We start from the raw sequence: 13,228 nt of genomic DNA, 5'->3' as shown, positions 1-13,228 counted from the left end.
GTGCAAGCGCGGGGCCTTGCGCGTTGGACAGGACGCCCGGCCACGCTAGACTGAATCCCGACCCGCAAGGAGCCGCCGATGCCCGACACGCCCACCCCGGAACTGCCGCCGCTGATCGGCACCTTCGTCGGGGCGATGCATCGGGGCGACGTGGCGGCGATGCTGGCCTGCCTTGCGCCCGACATCCACCTGACCCGCATCGACGATGGCCAGGTCACCGCCGAGGCCCGCGGCCTGTCCGCCGTGGCGGCGCTGATCGGGCACGAGATGCAGGCGCCCACCCGCCGCGGCTGGGAATTGCGCGAGATCCGCAGCGCCGGGGAGACGACGCTGGTCGAGATCGCCGTGGTCGAGCATCCCGGCCCCGGGATCGAGCGGCGCAGCCGGGGCGCCGTCTCGTTCCGGCTGCGCCCTGACGGGCTCATTCAGCGGCTGGTCGAAGAGGTCTGAGGCCTCAGCTCCGGCGGCGCCCGCGGCGTTCGCGGCCGTGGTTATGCGAGGGATCGCCGCAGCCCGGCGCCTCGGTCCCGTCCGAGGCCGAGCTGAACGGACCCAGCGCGGCGGTGATCTGCTCCAGCGTCGGACGCTCGCCGCGCGGGCGGGTGTCCAGTGCCTCGCGCATGGCGCGCAGGTGCTCGGGCATCGTGCCGCAGCAGCCGCCGATGATCGAGGCGCCCGCATCCCGCGCCAGCACCGCGTAATCGGCCATCAGATCGGGCGTGCCGTCATATTTGATCGCGCCGTCGACGTATTTCGGGATGCCGGCATTGCCCTTGGCGATGATCGGCAGTTCCGGCCCCTGCGCGGCGAAGCCGAGGACGGTGCGCATCAGGTCCGAGGCCCCGGTGCCGCAATTGGCGCCAAAACCCACCGGCGGATGCGCCAGCTTGCCCACCAGCTTGACGAAATCGGCCGAGGTCACGCCCATCATGGTGCGCCCGGCGGTATCGAAGCTCATGGTCCCGACAAAGGGCATGCCCGCCAGGAAGCAGCCCTCGGCCGCGGCCTTGTATTCCTCGGGCGCCGAGATCGTCTCGACCCAGAGGACATCGGCGCCGCCTTCCTTCAGACCCTCGGCCTGTTCGTGGAACATCTCGACCGCGACCTCATGGGTCAGCGTGCCCATCGGCGCGAAGATCTCGCCCGTGGGGCCCATCGAGCCCGCGACCAGCACCTTCCGCCCCGCCTTGTCGGCGACCTCGCTCCCGATCTCGGCCCCGATGCGGTTCAGCTCGCGCACCCGGCCCTGCGCCTCGTGCAGTTTCAGGCGGCTGGCGTTGCCGCCGAAGGTGTTGGTCAGGAACAGGTCCGACCCGGCCTCGACCGCCGAGGCATAGAGCGCGTGGATCCGCTCGGGGTATTCGGTGTTCCAGAATTCCGGCGCCTCGCCAGAACTGAGGCCCATGTTGAACAGATTGGTCCCCGTGGCGCCATCGGCCAACAGGAAACCGCGTTCGGCCAGCAGGACGGACAGGGGATCGCGGGAAACGGACATCTCTACCTCGGCAATGCAAAACGCGCCGCGGTGCGCGGCGCGTCAATCTTCTGGCTTGTCGCATATCGCCGGGCGCAGCGCAAATGCACCCTGCGCATGACGATCATGAGGCCGGTTCAGCCCTCGGACACCATCTTGGCTTTCACGTCGCGCATGATGGCGAGCATCTGCGCGCGGATCTCGGCCTCGGTCGCCTTGCCCTGCAGATCCTTGACCAGCTTGCGCAGCACGTCCTCGTCGCCTTCTTCCTCGAAATCGGCGGTGATGACTTCCATCTGATAGGCGCCGACCGCATCACCCGTCAGGCCCAGAAGACCCGCCGCCCAGGCGCCCAGCGCCTTGTTGCGCCGCGCCGCGGCCTTGAAGGCCATCTCGGCGTCATGGGCATATTTGGATTCGAAGGCGTTTTCGCGATCATCGAAGGTGGTCATGGGCGGGCCTCTCTTTAAACCGGACGCGGGGTCGTTTCCGCCTCAGATATGGGGGGAGACGGCCCAGCCTGCAAGCCTTGTTTGCACCGGGAACGCCCCTGCCGCCTGCGGCGCGCCGTCGCCGGGCGCTGCGCTTGCGGGGCGGGTCTGCATGGCGTATAGGCACCCTGACTTCAGCCGCCTGCGCCCCTGCCGCGGGCCTCCCGGGGAATCATCTGACATGGCAAGACGCACCAAGGTTTACGAGGGCAAGGCCAAGATCCTCTACGAAGGCCCCGAGCCCGGAACCTTTGTTCAGTACTTCAAGGACGACACCTCGGCCGGGGACGGCGCCAAGAAGGCGCAGATCGAGGGCAAGGGCGTCCTGAACAACCGCCTGTCTGAATATTTCATGACCGGCCTCAACGACATCGGCGTGCCGACCCATTTCATCCGCCGCATCAACATGCGCGAGCAGCTGATCCGCGCGGTCGAGATCATCCCGCTGGAAGTCGTGGTGCGCAACATCGCCGCCGGCTCGATTTCCAAGCGGCTGGGCATCGAGGAGGGCACGCCCCTGCCCCGCCCGATCGTCGAATTCTACTACAAGAACGACGCGCTGCACGACCCGATGGTCAGCGAGGAACACATCCTCGCCTTCGGCTGGGCCACGCATCAGGATCTGGACGACATCGTGGCGCTGGCGCTCAGGGTCAACGACTTCCTGTCGGGCGTGATGATGGGCGTCAGCATCAAGCTGGTGGATTTCAAGATCGAGATCGGCCGCATCTATGATGGCGATTTCATGCGCCTCGTCGTCGCCGACGAGATCAGCCCCGACAGCTGCCGCCTGTGGGACGCCAAGACCGGCCAGAAGCTGGACAAGGACGTCTTCCGCCGCGATCTGGGCGATCTGAGCGAAGCCTATACCGAGGTGGCGCGCCGTCTGGGGGTCATGCCGACCAACGTGGCGCCCATCACCAAGCCGAAGCTGATGAACTGAAGGACCTGCCGATGAAAGCGCGCGTGCATGTGATGCTGAAAACCGGGGTGCTGGACCCGCAAGGCGAGGCCGTGCGCCACGCTCTGGGCGCGCTCGGCTTCGACGGGGTCGAAGCGGTGCGGCAGGGCAAGGTCATCGAGCTGGATCTGGCCGAGACCGACCGCGCCAAGGCCGAGACCGCGGTCAAGGCGATGTGCGAGAAGCTGCTCGCCAACACGGTGATCGAACGCTACGAGGTCGAGCTGGTCTGACCAGCCGCCGCAAGGACCGGAACCGGGGGGCCCAGCGCCCCCCTTTTCATACCCGGAAATGCCCATGGATATCCTCGACCGCCTGCCCGCCCCCGTGCCGCAAACCCGCCTGCTGTGGGAGGCGCTGGTCGATCTGCAGGACCGGACCGATCTGGGCATCGGCCCGCTGGGCCCGCGCGGCATCATCCCGATCACCGGCGGCCGGTTCCGCGGCGCTCCGGGCTTCGAGGCGCTCTCCGGCACGGTCCTGCCCGGCGGCGCCGACCGCCAGCAGGTGCGGCCGGACGGCGCGCGCGAACTCGATGCGCTCTATGAGATGCAGGTGGCGGACGGCGCGATCCTGACGATCCGCAACCGGGTAATCATCGACGAAAGCGTTGCCGGGCCGCGCTATGCCATCGGCAGGGTGCAGGTCATTGCGCCCGAAGGCCGCTGGGGCTGGCTGAACCGGCGGGTCTTCGTCGGCACCATGGCCAGCGCGCGGCCCGAGCGCGCGGCGGTGGTGATCCGTGTCTGGCTGGTCGAGGAGCACCCGGTCGCGTCTTCCGGGGCGTGAGCCCTCAGGACCCCATCGGCGTCCATGGCCAGGGCTTCTGCTCGCTCGCCGCCGATTGATAGCGCGCGGCCTTGGCCACCCAGGCGCCGACCATGGCGCCGAAATCGCCCAGTTCCTCGTTCGGGCGGCCCTTGTTGGCGATCATGATTACCACCTGCAGCACTGCCACGGCAAAGAGCAGCGATTGCGCGACGCTGATCAGCATGGTGATGACCACGATCCACAGAATCCGCGGGATCAGCTGACGATAGCTTTCCTCGACCGGCGGCTCGGCCTTGTCGTCGTCAAGATGCGGATGCTGGCGCGCGCGCTCTGCCATGTCGGGGCCCTTCTGTGGAATGCCGCCAGAGTGGCGCAATGCGGCGCCACCGGCAAGCCCGGCGCTTGCATTGCCGGGCGGGGTTCGCCTACCCTGCGGCGACCGGAGGCTTCTGATGAGCAAACCCCCTCTCGACCGCGACACCCACCTGAGCTTTCAGGAACGCCAGTGGCGGCGCAATCCGAATTACGTCCCGCCGCCCTATGTCGCGCCGGGCGGAAAACGGCGCGAGGGCTTGGTGCTGGTGCTGGCCTTCGTGATCCTCGTCGCGGCTTTCGGCGGCGGGATCTGGCTGGGGATCCTGTGAGGGGTCAGGAACCCAGCCGGTAATTCGGGCTTTCCCGCGTGATCTGCACGTCGTGGACATGGCTTTCGCTCAGGCCCGCGCCGGTGATCTTCACGAACTGGCAGCCCTTGCGCATCTCTTCGACCGTGCCGTTGCCGGTATAGCCCATGGCGGCGCGCAGGCCGCCCACCAGCTGGTGAATGACCGCGCCGGCCGGACCCTTGTAGGGCACCTGCCCCTCGATCCCCTCGGGGACCAGCTTGTCCGAGGCCGCGTCCTTCTGGAAATAGCGGTCGGCCGAACCGCGGGCCATGGCGCCGAGGCTGCCCATGCCGCGATAGGATTTGTAGCTGCGGCCCTGATAGAGGATCACCTCGCCCGGCGCCTCATCGGTGCCGGCGATGGCCGAACCGACCATGGCGCAGGAGGCCCCGGCCGCGATGGCCTTGGCGAAATCGCCCGAGAACTTGATCCCGCCATCGGCGATCACCGGCACGTCGCCCGCGGCGGCGGCGGCATCCATGATCGCCGTCAGCTGCGGCACGCCCACGCCCGCCACGATCCGCGTCGTGCAGATGGAGCCCGGGCCGATGCCGACCTTCACCGCATCGGCGCCCGCGCCGATCAGCGCCCTGGTCGCCTCGCCGGTCGCCACGTTCCCCGCCACGACCTGCACCGCGTTGGACAGCGCCTTCACCCGCTCGACCGCCTCGGCGACCGAGGCCGAATGGCCATGCGCCGTGTCGATGACCACCAGATCGACGCCCGCGTCGATCAGCATGGCCGAGCGTTCATAGCCCGCATCCCCCACGGTCGAAGCCGCGGCGACCCTGAGGCGGCCCAGCTCGTCCTTGCAGGCCATCGGGTGCAGGACCGCCTGTTCGGTGTCCTTCAGCGTCAGAAGGCCGGTCAGGCGGCCCTTGTCATCGACGACCAGCAGCTTCTCGATCCGGCGGGCGTGCATCAGGCTGCGCGCTTCCTCGCGGTCGGCGGGCTCGCGCAGGATGACCAGATTGTCGGCGGTCATCATCGCATGCACCGGGGTCTTGGGATCGGTGGCAAAGCGCATGTCACGGTTGGTGATGATGCCGACCACCCGGCCCGAAGCATCCACGACCGGGAAACCCGTGATGTTGTAGCGCTCGGCCAGGGCGCGGGCATCGGCCAGCGTGGCGTCGGGCGTCAGGGTGATCGGGTTGTAGACCATGCCCGATTCGAAGCGCTTGACGCGGCGGACCTGCTCGGCCTGCGCCTCGGGGTCGAGGTTGCGGTGGATCACGCCGATGCCGCCGGCCTGCGCCATGGCGATGGCCATCCGCGCCTCGGTCACCGTGTCCATGGCCGAGGACAACAGCGGAATGTTCATGCGGATCGACTTGGTCACATGGGTGGACACATCCGCCGTGGAGGGCAGAACGGTCGAGGCCGCAGGGACCAGGAGGACGTCATCAAAGGTGAGAGCCTCGCGAATCTGCATGGGAATCTCCTGTTGCAGGATGGCAGCGCTTGGCACGGCCCTATCGCATGGTCCGCCGGGAAAGGAAAGGGGTCGAGACAAGGGATTGTGGCGGCTTAGTCCCGCGCGGCGAGATAGGCCTCGAAGGCGGCCAGCGTCACGTCCGAGACGTGGTGTTCCATGCCCTCGGCGTCCAGTTCCGCGGTGTCGGACGGTACGCCCAGCGCCACCAGCAGCGAGACCAGCGTCCGGTGGCGCGTGCGCACCTTCTCGGCCAGCGCGGCGCCCGCTTCGGTCAGGAACACCCCGCGATAGGGGCGCGAATTGGCCAGCCCCTCGCGCTTCAGCCGTGCCACGGCCTTGGTCACGGTCGGATGCGCGACGCCCAGACGCTGCGCGATGTCGGTGATGCGCGCCTCGCCCTGCTCGGCGATCAAATCGCCGATCAGCTCGACGTAATCCTCGATCAGCGCCACGGATTGGGCGCTGCGGGCCTGGGCGAAACGGTCGGGGGATTCGGCCTCGGGCGTCGGCTCGGGGCCGGGGCTGGAGGCAGGCTCTGGCGGCAATCCGGTCATGCGCGCGCCTCCCTTTCCGCCGCTCTGGCGCCCCGTCGGCGCCCTTCCCCCCTTCTAACGGCTGGTCCCGGGATTGCAAAGGGCAGGAGCAACCCTTTGCCTCTTGCAAAAGATGTAGCCATGGCTACATTCGCCGCATCCGCCGGAGTTCCCCGATGCAGACCAGCCTCAGCGACCGCACCCGCCTCTCCATGGCCGAGACCCTGGCCGGCAACCGCCGGGGCCTGCGCCCGGCGCTGGCCTTTTTCGGCCCCGCCGTCATCGCCTCGGTCGCCTATATGGACCCCGGCAATTACGCGACCAACATTCAGGCGGGCGCGGGCTATGGCTATGCGCTGCTGTGGGTCGTGCTGATGGCCAACGGGATCGCCATGCTGTTCCAGGCGCTGTCGGCGCGGCTGGGCATCGTCACCGGCAAGAACCTGGCCGAACTCTGCCGCGACCATTTCCCCCGGCCGCTGGTCGGCGTGATGTGGGCGGTGAGCGAGGTCGCGGCCATGGCCACCGACCTTGCCGAATTCCTGGGCGGCGCCATCGGCCTTGCGCTGCTCTTCGGCCTGCCGCTGATGCAGGGGATGATCGCGACCGCGGTCATCACCTATGCCATCCTGCTGCTGGGCGGGCGCGGCTTCCGGCCGATGGAACTGGTCATCGCCACCTTCGTCGGCATCATCGGCCTGAGCTATCTGGCCGAGATGCTGATCGCCCCGGTCGATTGGGGCGCGGCGGGGATGGGGCTGGTCTCGCCCGCCCTGCCCGATGCGGCGGCGCTGACCATCGCTGTCGGCATCATCGGCGCCACGGTCATGCCGCATGCCATCTACCTGCATTCGGGTCTGACGCAGGACCGCGCGGGCTCGCCCGATCCGGTCGCCAAACGCCGCCTCCTGCGCTATTCCAACCGCGAGGTGGTGATCGCGCTGGCCGTGGCGGGGATGATAAACATGGCAATGGTCATCATGGCCGCCACCGCCTTTCACCAGGGCAATCCCGAGGTGGCCGAGATCGAGACCGCCTATCACATGCTGACCCCGCTCTTGGGCGCCGCCGCGGCCGGGGCGTTCCTCGTGTCGCTGATCGCCTCGGGGATTTCCTCGTCGGTGGTCGGCACCATGGCCGGGCAGATGATCATGCAGGGCTTCCTGCGCCGCCGGATCCCGGTCTGGCTCAGGCGGCTTGTCACCATGGCCCCGGCCTTCGTGGTCGTCGCCATGGGCGTGAACCCGACCGAGGCGCTGGTCCTCAGCCAGGTGGTGCTGTCGATCGCCCTGCCGGTGCCGATGGTGGCGCTGGTGATCTTCACCGCCCGGCCCGAGCTGATGGGTGAGCACGTCACCGGCCCGCTGGTGCGGGGGCTGGCCATCCTCGGCGCGGGCGTCGTGCTGTCGCTGAACGCGGTGCTGCTCTACGGCTTCTTCGCGGGCTGAGGCTCAGACCGGCGGCAGGACCTCGGGCGGCATCGGGCAGACATAGGGCTCTTCGGCCAGCCGTTCGGCCTGTTCGGCCTTGGCCGCGGCAATCGTCTCGGGCTCGGTGATGAGCAATTGCGCGCAACGCGCCATGGCGAGGCCCGCATGGGTCATCCCCTTGTGCGCCTGCCCCGACTTGCCCTGCGCCGTGGCCTGCCAGGAATGAAGGGGCGTGCCGATGGCCATGGTCGCGCATTGCAGCTGGGTCAGCGGCACGACCTGGCTCACGTCGCAGACATCGGTCGAGCCGGTCAGCACCTCGCCACCCGGGCGCAGCGGCACCACCCAATCGGCCAGCGAAACATCGAACCGCGGCTTCATCCTGGCGATGCGGTAGGGCAGCGAGATATCCGTCTCGGTCAGCGTCGCCTGGATGCGGGCGGCGTATTCGCGGTCGGCATCGTCGAAGGGCACGCCACCGATCTCGTCCAGGACCCGCTGCATGGTGCGGTCCATGGTCAGGTTCTCCTGCATGGAGGACACCGCCGAGAAGATCTTCGCTTCGACCTGCGTGCCGGTCATCAGCGCCGCACCCCGGGCCACGTCCTTGACCCGCTCCACCAGCGCCAGCATGTCCGCGGATTTCAGCGCCCGGATCGAATAGCGCACCTTGGCGCGGGCCTGCACCACGTTCGGCGCCTTGCCGCCCGCGTCGAGATAGGCGTAATGGATCCGCGCATCCTGCACCATATGCTCGCGCAGGTAGTTGACGCCCACTGACATCAGCTCCACCGCGTCAAGCGCCGAGCGCCCCAGATGCGGCGACATCGCGGCATGGGACGCCCGACCGGTGAAGGTGAAATCGACCCGCGTATTGGCCAGGAAGATCGGGTCCGAGACCCGGGTCATGCTGTCCGGGTGCCAGGTGATCGCCGCATCCACCCCGTCAAAGGCGCCGTCCCTGACCATGAAGGTCTTGGCCGCGCCCCCCTCTTCCGCCGGGCAGCCGTAATAGCGCACGCGGCCGGGGGTGCCGGTTTCCTCCAGCCAGTCCTTCACCGCGCAGGCCGCCAGCAGCGCGGCCGCGCCCAACAGGTTGTGCCCGCAGCCATGGCCGTTGCCGTCCTTGACCAGTTCCTGCGGCGCGTCGATCCCCGCCACCTGGCTCAGCCCCGGCAGCGCGTCATACTCGCCGAGGATGGCGATGATCGGCCCGCCCGCGCCCGCCTCGCCCATCACCGCGGTGGGGATGCCGGCGACATTCTCGGTCACCCGGAATCCCTTGGCCTTCAGCATCGCCGTATGCTCGGCGCAGGAGGCGACCTCCTGGTACAGCAGCTCCGGCGTGCCCCAGACCCGGTCGGCCATGGAAGTCAGGTCGTCGCGGTGGGTGTCGATGGCGATGTCGATCGGGTGGGTATTGCGCATGTTAACCTCTCCAGCTGAGGTCAGCTTGCGACGCTTGGCGAATGGGTGCAAGCCCCCCTCAGTCGGTCACCTTCTTCACGAACTGCGATTTCAGCCCGATGGCGCCGACGCCCGGCAGCTTGCAGTCGATGTCGTGATCGCCCGCGACCAGCCGGATGCCGCGCACCTTGGTGCCGACCTTGATCGTGGTGGACGAGCCCTTGAGCTTCAGGTCCTTGATCAGCGTCACCGTGTCGCCATCGGCCAGCAGATTGCCGACCGCATCGCGCACGACATCCCCCTCCGCTGCCGCGCCGGGCGCGAATTCATGCCCGCATTCGGGGCAGATCAACAGGGAATCCGCCTCGTAGACGAAGGCGGAATTGCACTCGGGGCACGGCGGCAGGGTCTCGGTCATGACCCGGCCATACACCCGCCCCGGCCCTGCCACCAGCCCGGATTGCCCGGGCGCCGTTCCGTGCTAGGCTTGCCGCAGATCCCGGAGGTCCCCATGGCAACCCTCGTCTTCGGCATGAATGTCTCGCTCGACGGCTATGTCGACCATGGCCGCTTCGCCCCGGTGCCTGCGCTGTTCCGGCATTTCATCGACCAGGCGCAGGAGCAGGCCGGCAGCCTCTACGGCCGCAAACTCTACGAGATCATGGCCTATTGGGATCAGGACCGCCCGGAATGGGGCGCCCCCGACCGCGCCTTCGCCAGGGCCTGGCGCCGCATGCCGAAATGGGTCGCCTCGCGCGGGACGCCCGCGCTGGGGCCGAACGCCACCCTGCTGGGGCCCGACCTCGCGGCCGAGGTCCGGGCGCTGAAAGCCTCGGTCGCGGGCGAGATCGAACTGGGCGGCCCCGACCTCGCCGCCAGCCTCGCGCCCCTTGGCCTGATCGACCTCTACCGCCTCTATGTGCATCCGGTGGTGTTGGGCGGCGGAAACCGCTATTTCCGCACCGCCCTGCCCCGCCTGCGGCTTGTCGCCCAGGACCCGATGCCGGGCGATGTCATCCGCCTCAGCTACGCCCCGGCCTGAAGCGCGCCGAAAAGACCCGCGGAAACCCCGCCCCCTTCTTTGCGCTTCAAATATCCCGGGGGGTCCGGGGGGCTGGCCCCCCGGCCTCTCCCCCCGCGCGACGCCGCCTCAAAGCCGCCCGGCCAGCCAGCGCGACACGAGGCTCACCGCGTCCACCGCTTGCGGGATCGCCCGGCGGGCCGAGACGAAGGCATGCACCTGCCCGGGGAAAGGATGCAGCACCGCCTCGCCCCCCGCCGCCGTGAGCGCCTCGTGATAGATGCTGCCGTCATCGTAGAGCGGATCATGGCCCGCGTTGAGGATCAGCGCCGGGGGCTGGCCCGCCAGATGCGGCGAGGTCAGGGGCGAGACGCGCGGGTCCAGCCAGTCCTGCCCCTCGGGGAGGTATTGCTCCAGATACCATTGGATCCGGTCGCGCGGCAGGACATAGGCGTCCTTCAACGCTTCCATCGAGCGGCTCTGCATCCGAGCGTCAACCGCCGGATAGATCAGCACCTGCGCCCGGGGCAGCGCCTCGCCCGCCGCCGACAGGTCGTGCATCAGCACCGCCGTCAGGTTGCCGCCCGCGCTGTCGCCGCCCACCGCCAGCCGCGCCGGGTCGACGCCCCAGACCCGGGGCGAGGCCCGGAGCGCGCGGTACGCCGCCAGCACATCATCGGGCCCGGCCGGAAACTTGTGCTCGGGCGCCAGCCGGTAGTCGAGCGAGATGACCCGGATCCCCGCCTCCAGCGCCACTTGCCCGCAAAGCCCGTCATGCGTGTCGATGCCGCCCTGCACCCAGCCGCCGCCATGGATGTACAGCAGCGTCGGCCGGTCCATCGCCGAGAGGTCCGTGTCATAGATCCGCGCCGGCCGTTCGCCCGCGCCGCCCGGCAGCATCACGTCGCGCTTTTGCACCGGGGCCGGGCTGGGCAGGTCGAACTTGTCGGCCAGGATCTGCAGCGAGCGGCGGCTGTCGGCCAGGGTCGGCGTGACGCCCGGCACGCGGACCGAGTTGAAGAGTTCGCCCAGCGCCTGGGCCTTGGCGTCGATGCGCCGCCCGTCGACCACCTTGCGCCGCCCGGCAAAGAACAGGGCCGCCAGCGGCTCGGGGGCGCGGGCCACCGCGACCAGCGTCAGAAGTTTCAGCTTGCCCATGATCCTCTCGCTTTTGCCCCAGATGGGCACGTCGGGCGGGCGGGATCAAGCCTCGATCCGCACCTCGATGCCCCAGGGATCCTGCGTCACCCGTCGCGTGGCCCCGTCGCGCGCCCGCAGCGTGACGTGATGGAGCCCGGCATAGCCTTCCTGCATCGGCGCCGCCCCCCGGCTGTTCCACTGGTTGACGGCGATATGGTGGTGATAGCCGCCGGTCGACAGGAAATTCGCCTCGCGCGAGCCGCGCACCAGGTCGAAACCCAGTTCGTCATGCCACCAGGCGGCCGCGGCCAGCGCGTCGCCCACCTGCAGATGGACATGGCCCACCATCGTGCCCGCGGGGGCGCGGAACCCGCCCGCGGGCAGGGCCGGGGCCTCGGCCATCAGCCCGCGCAGGTCGAGCCTGTCGCTGCCCATGCTCACCTGCCCCCGGGTCCAGGTCCAGCCGTCCTGCGGGCGGTCGGCGTAGATCTCTACCCCGTTGCCCTCGGGATCGGCGAGGTAAAGCGCCTCGCTCACCCGGTGGTCCGCGGCGCCCTGCATCGGCACCTGCCGCTCCATCGCCTGCCGCAGCCATTGGCCGAGGAACGGCCGCTCGGGCAACAGGAAAGCGGTGTGATAGAGCCCGGCCCAGCTGGGGAACGGACGGCGCAGCGCGGAATCGCCGGTGATCTCCAGCAGCACCTGTCCGCCCGCGCCCAGCCGGATCACCGGGCCGTCGCTGCCCAGCCGCTCCAGCCCCAGCACCTCCTGATACCAGCCCGCCAGCGCCTCGGCATCCGGGCTGCGCAGCCCGACGCGGGCGACGGACAGCGGCGCATCCAGGGGCAGCGTGTTGCGCCCGGTGGCCCCGGCGGAAAGCGCGGTGGCGGCAGCCGTGGCCGCACTGGCCGTGGCGAGGAACTGGCGGCGCATCATGGGGGACTCCGGCGTGCTGGCAGCGGTGATCTGCCGGTAAAATACCCCTACCGCCGGGCCGGGGACAGGGCGCCTCACGGCGCCGTGATCACGCCACCCGCATCCGCTTCTCGGTCAGCCGGGAATAGAGGCCGCCGCCACGGATCATCCCCCGATAGGCCAGTTTCTGCGCCAGCCGGGTGACCGGCCGCTGCACGTCGAGCAACAGCGCGATGCGCGGGTGGCTGCCGGGGTTCAGCACCTCATGGGTGAAGGTGTCGTCCCACAGAAGCGCGCCGCCCTCCTCATAGGGCACGGTCACCCCGTCCACCTTCAGCCAGGGCCCCGGCTCGGGTGCGTAAAGGCACAGGTGATAGCGCAGGATGCCCCGGAACGGACCGCGATGCGGCGGGATATGCTTGCCGGGGTCGAGGAAGGAATAGGCCGCGGTCGAAACCTGCGGATTGGCGGCCAGAAACCCGGCCAGCGCCGGGGTCCGCGCGGCATTGGCCCGGATCAGATGGCCATAGGACTTGACCATGACCATGCGCCAATCCTTGCCGTCCGAAGCCGAAATGCGCGTCTGGGTGGTGGAAATCTCGTGAAACCGCGGGATGCCCGCGGCGCCCGCATAAAGCGCCAGCGCCTCGTCCCTGAGCATCGGATAGAGCATCTGCAGCGCTTCGGCCTGCGGGAAATAGGCCTCCAAGTCCAGGATCGGCGGCGTGTCGATTCCGGCATAGAGCTGCCGCATCCGCTTGCGCAGGCGGCCCATGACGATCTGTTCCAGCATGCGCGACACTCCCGCTTCGGCCCGACGATAGCGGTTTTACGACCCTTTGGCGACGGCCGGGTGACAGTTTGACGGGGGAGGTCTGCGGGGCAGGACGGCGGGCCGCGGCCGGGGTGGGCGGGCGGGAGGCTGCGGCCCGCCGTCCTGCCCCCATCTTGCCGCAACGAAAAAGGGCGACCCGCAGGCCGC

17 protein-coding genes are annotated in these 13,228 nt (G+C 69.0%); 7 read left to right on the top strand and 10 right to left on the bottom strand.

What is annotated here, in order from left to right; translation table 11 throughout:
* The first annotated feature begins 78 nt into the window (after positions 1-78).
* Entirely contained in the window at positions 79-450 is a 372-nt protein-coding gene (locus DDE23_RS02495; protein WP_107749798.1) for a nuclear transport factor 2 family protein, read from the top strand.
* 4 nt (positions 451-454) lie between these two features.
* Here the strand turns inward: DDE23_RS02495 and bmt are convergent, their stop codons facing one another.
* A complete protein-coding gene (bmt, locus tag DDE23_RS02490; protein ID WP_107749797.1) occupies positions 455-1,495 on the bottom strand; it encodes a betaine--homocysteine S-methyltransferase in 1,041 nt (346 codons plus the stop codon).
* A gap of 116 nt (positions 1,496-1,611) precedes the next feature.
* Positions 1,612-1,926: a DUF1476 domain-containing protein gene (locus DDE23_RS02485; RefSeq protein ID WP_107749796.1), complete on the bottom strand. Its 315-nt coding sequence runs from the start codon at positions 1,924-1,926 to the stop codon at positions 1,612-1,614.
* 220 nt (positions 1,927-2,146) lie between these two features.
* Between DDE23_RS02485 and purC the strand changes: the two genes are divergently transcribed.
* The 3 genes from purC (at position 2,147) to DDE23_RS02470 (ending at position 3,715) form a co-directional block, all read left to right on the top strand.
* Entirely contained in the window at positions 2,147-2,908 is a 762-nt protein-coding gene (gene purC / locus DDE23_RS02480; protein ID WP_107749795.1) for a phosphoribosylaminoimidazolesuccinocarboxamide synthase, read from the top strand.
* A gap of 11 nt (positions 2,909-2,919) precedes the next feature.
* A complete protein-coding gene (gene purS / locus DDE23_RS02475) occupies positions 2,920-3,159 on the top strand; it encodes a phosphoribosylformylglycinamidine synthase subunit PurS (protein WP_107749794.1) in 240 nt (79 codons plus the stop codon).
* Positions 3,160-3,223: 64 nt separating this feature from the next.
* Positions 3,224-3,715, top strand: a complete 492-nt coding sequence (locus DDE23_RS02470; protein ID WP_157957956.1) for a DUF3237 domain-containing protein — start codon at positions 3,224-3,226, stop codon at positions 3,713-3,715.
* Between the two features lie 4 nt (positions 3,716-3,719).
* Here DDE23_RS02470 and DDE23_RS02465 read toward each other — a convergent pair whose 3' ends face one another.
* Positions 3,720-4,034 carry a DUF4389 domain-containing protein gene (locus DDE23_RS02465; protein WP_107749792.1) on the bottom strand — a complete coding sequence of 105 codons (315 nt, stop codon included), beginning with the start codon at positions 4,032-4,034 and terminating at the stop codon, positions 3,720-3,722.
* Positions 4,035-4,149: 115 nt separating this feature from the next.
* Here DDE23_RS02465 and DDE23_RS02460 point away from each other — a divergent pair, with 115 nt between their 5' ends.
* The gene (locus DDE23_RS02460) at positions 4,150-4,341 is read left to right on the top strand and encodes a hypothetical protein (protein ID WP_107749791.1); all 192 of its coding nucleotides are present in this window, start codon (positions 4,150-4,152) and stop codon (positions 4,339-4,341) included.
* Between the two features lie 4 nt (positions 4,342-4,345).
* Here the strand turns inward: DDE23_RS02460 and guaB are convergent, their stop codons facing one another.
* Together guaB and mntR are read right to left on the bottom strand one after the other, a co-directional pair.
* Positions 4,346-5,797: an IMP dehydrogenase gene (gene guaB, locus DDE23_RS02455; protein ID WP_107749790.1), complete on the bottom strand. Its 1,452-nt coding sequence runs from the start codon at positions 5,795-5,797 to the stop codon at positions 4,346-4,348.
* Between the two features lie 95 nt (positions 5,798-5,892).
* A complete protein-coding gene (mntR, locus tag DDE23_RS02450) occupies positions 5,893-6,354 on the bottom strand; it encodes a manganese-binding transcriptional regulator MntR (RefSeq protein ID WP_107749789.1) in 462 nt (153 codons plus the stop codon).
* Between the two features lie 155 nt (positions 6,355-6,509).
* Between mntR and DDE23_RS02445 the strand changes: the two genes are divergently transcribed.
* Positions 6,510-7,781 (top strand): Nramp family divalent metal transporter, encoded by a 1,272-nt coding sequence (locus DDE23_RS02445; RefSeq protein WP_107749788.1) that lies wholly within the window; start codon positions 6,510-6,512, stop codon positions 7,779-7,781.
* Between the two features lie 3 nt (positions 7,782-7,784).
* Here DDE23_RS02445 and DDE23_RS02440 read toward each other — a convergent pair whose 3' ends face one another.
* Positions 7,785-9,191: an amidohydrolase gene (locus tag DDE23_RS02440; RefSeq protein WP_107749787.1), complete on the bottom strand. Its 1,407-nt coding sequence runs from the start codon at positions 9,189-9,191 to the stop codon at positions 7,785-7,787.
* Positions 9,192-9,249: 58 nt separating this feature from the next.
* The gene (locus DDE23_RS02435) at positions 9,250-9,588 is read right to left on the bottom strand and encodes a zinc ribbon domain-containing protein YjdM (protein ID WP_107750217.1); all 339 of its coding nucleotides are present in this window, start codon (positions 9,586-9,588) and stop codon (positions 9,250-9,252) included.
* A gap of 93 nt (positions 9,589-9,681) precedes the next feature.
* On the opposite strand from DDE23_RS02435, the gene DDE23_RS02430 reads away from it, so the two are divergent.
* Positions 9,682-10,212, top strand: a complete 531-nt coding sequence (locus tag DDE23_RS02430) for a dihydrofolate reductase family protein (protein WP_107749786.1) — start codon at positions 9,682-9,684, stop codon at positions 10,210-10,212.
* Between the two features lie 108 nt (positions 10,213-10,320).
* On the opposite strand, the gene DDE23_RS02425 is transcribed toward DDE23_RS02430, so the two are convergent.
* From DDE23_RS02425 to DDE23_RS02415, 3 genes are all read right to left on the bottom strand, one after another.
* Positions 10,321-11,349, bottom strand: coding sequence for an alpha/beta hydrolase (locus DDE23_RS02425; RefSeq protein ID WP_133239513.1), 1,029 nt, complete (start codon positions 11,347-11,349; stop codon positions 10,321-10,323).
* Between the two features lie 45 nt (positions 11,350-11,394).
* Positions 11,395-12,267 (bottom strand): VOC family protein, encoded by an 873-nt coding sequence (locus DDE23_RS02420; protein WP_238149875.1) that lies wholly within the window; start codon positions 12,265-12,267, stop codon positions 11,395-11,397.
* A gap of 88 nt (positions 12,268-12,355) precedes the next feature.
* Positions 12,356-13,039, bottom strand: a complete 684-nt coding sequence (locus DDE23_RS02415) for an aspartyl/asparaginyl beta-hydroxylase domain-containing protein (protein ID WP_107749784.1) — start codon at positions 13,037-13,039, stop codon at positions 12,356-12,358.
* Positions 13,040-13,228: the final 189 nt, after the last annotated feature.

This window comes from Pararhodobacter aggregans (assembly GCF_003075525.1).
Lineage (GTDB): Bacteria > Pseudomonadota > Alphaproteobacteria > Rhodobacterales > Rhodobacteraceae > Pararhodobacter > Pararhodobacter aggregans.
Note: the sequence above shows the minus strand (reverse complement) of the source record. Positions and strands in the feature narration are given on the sequence as shown.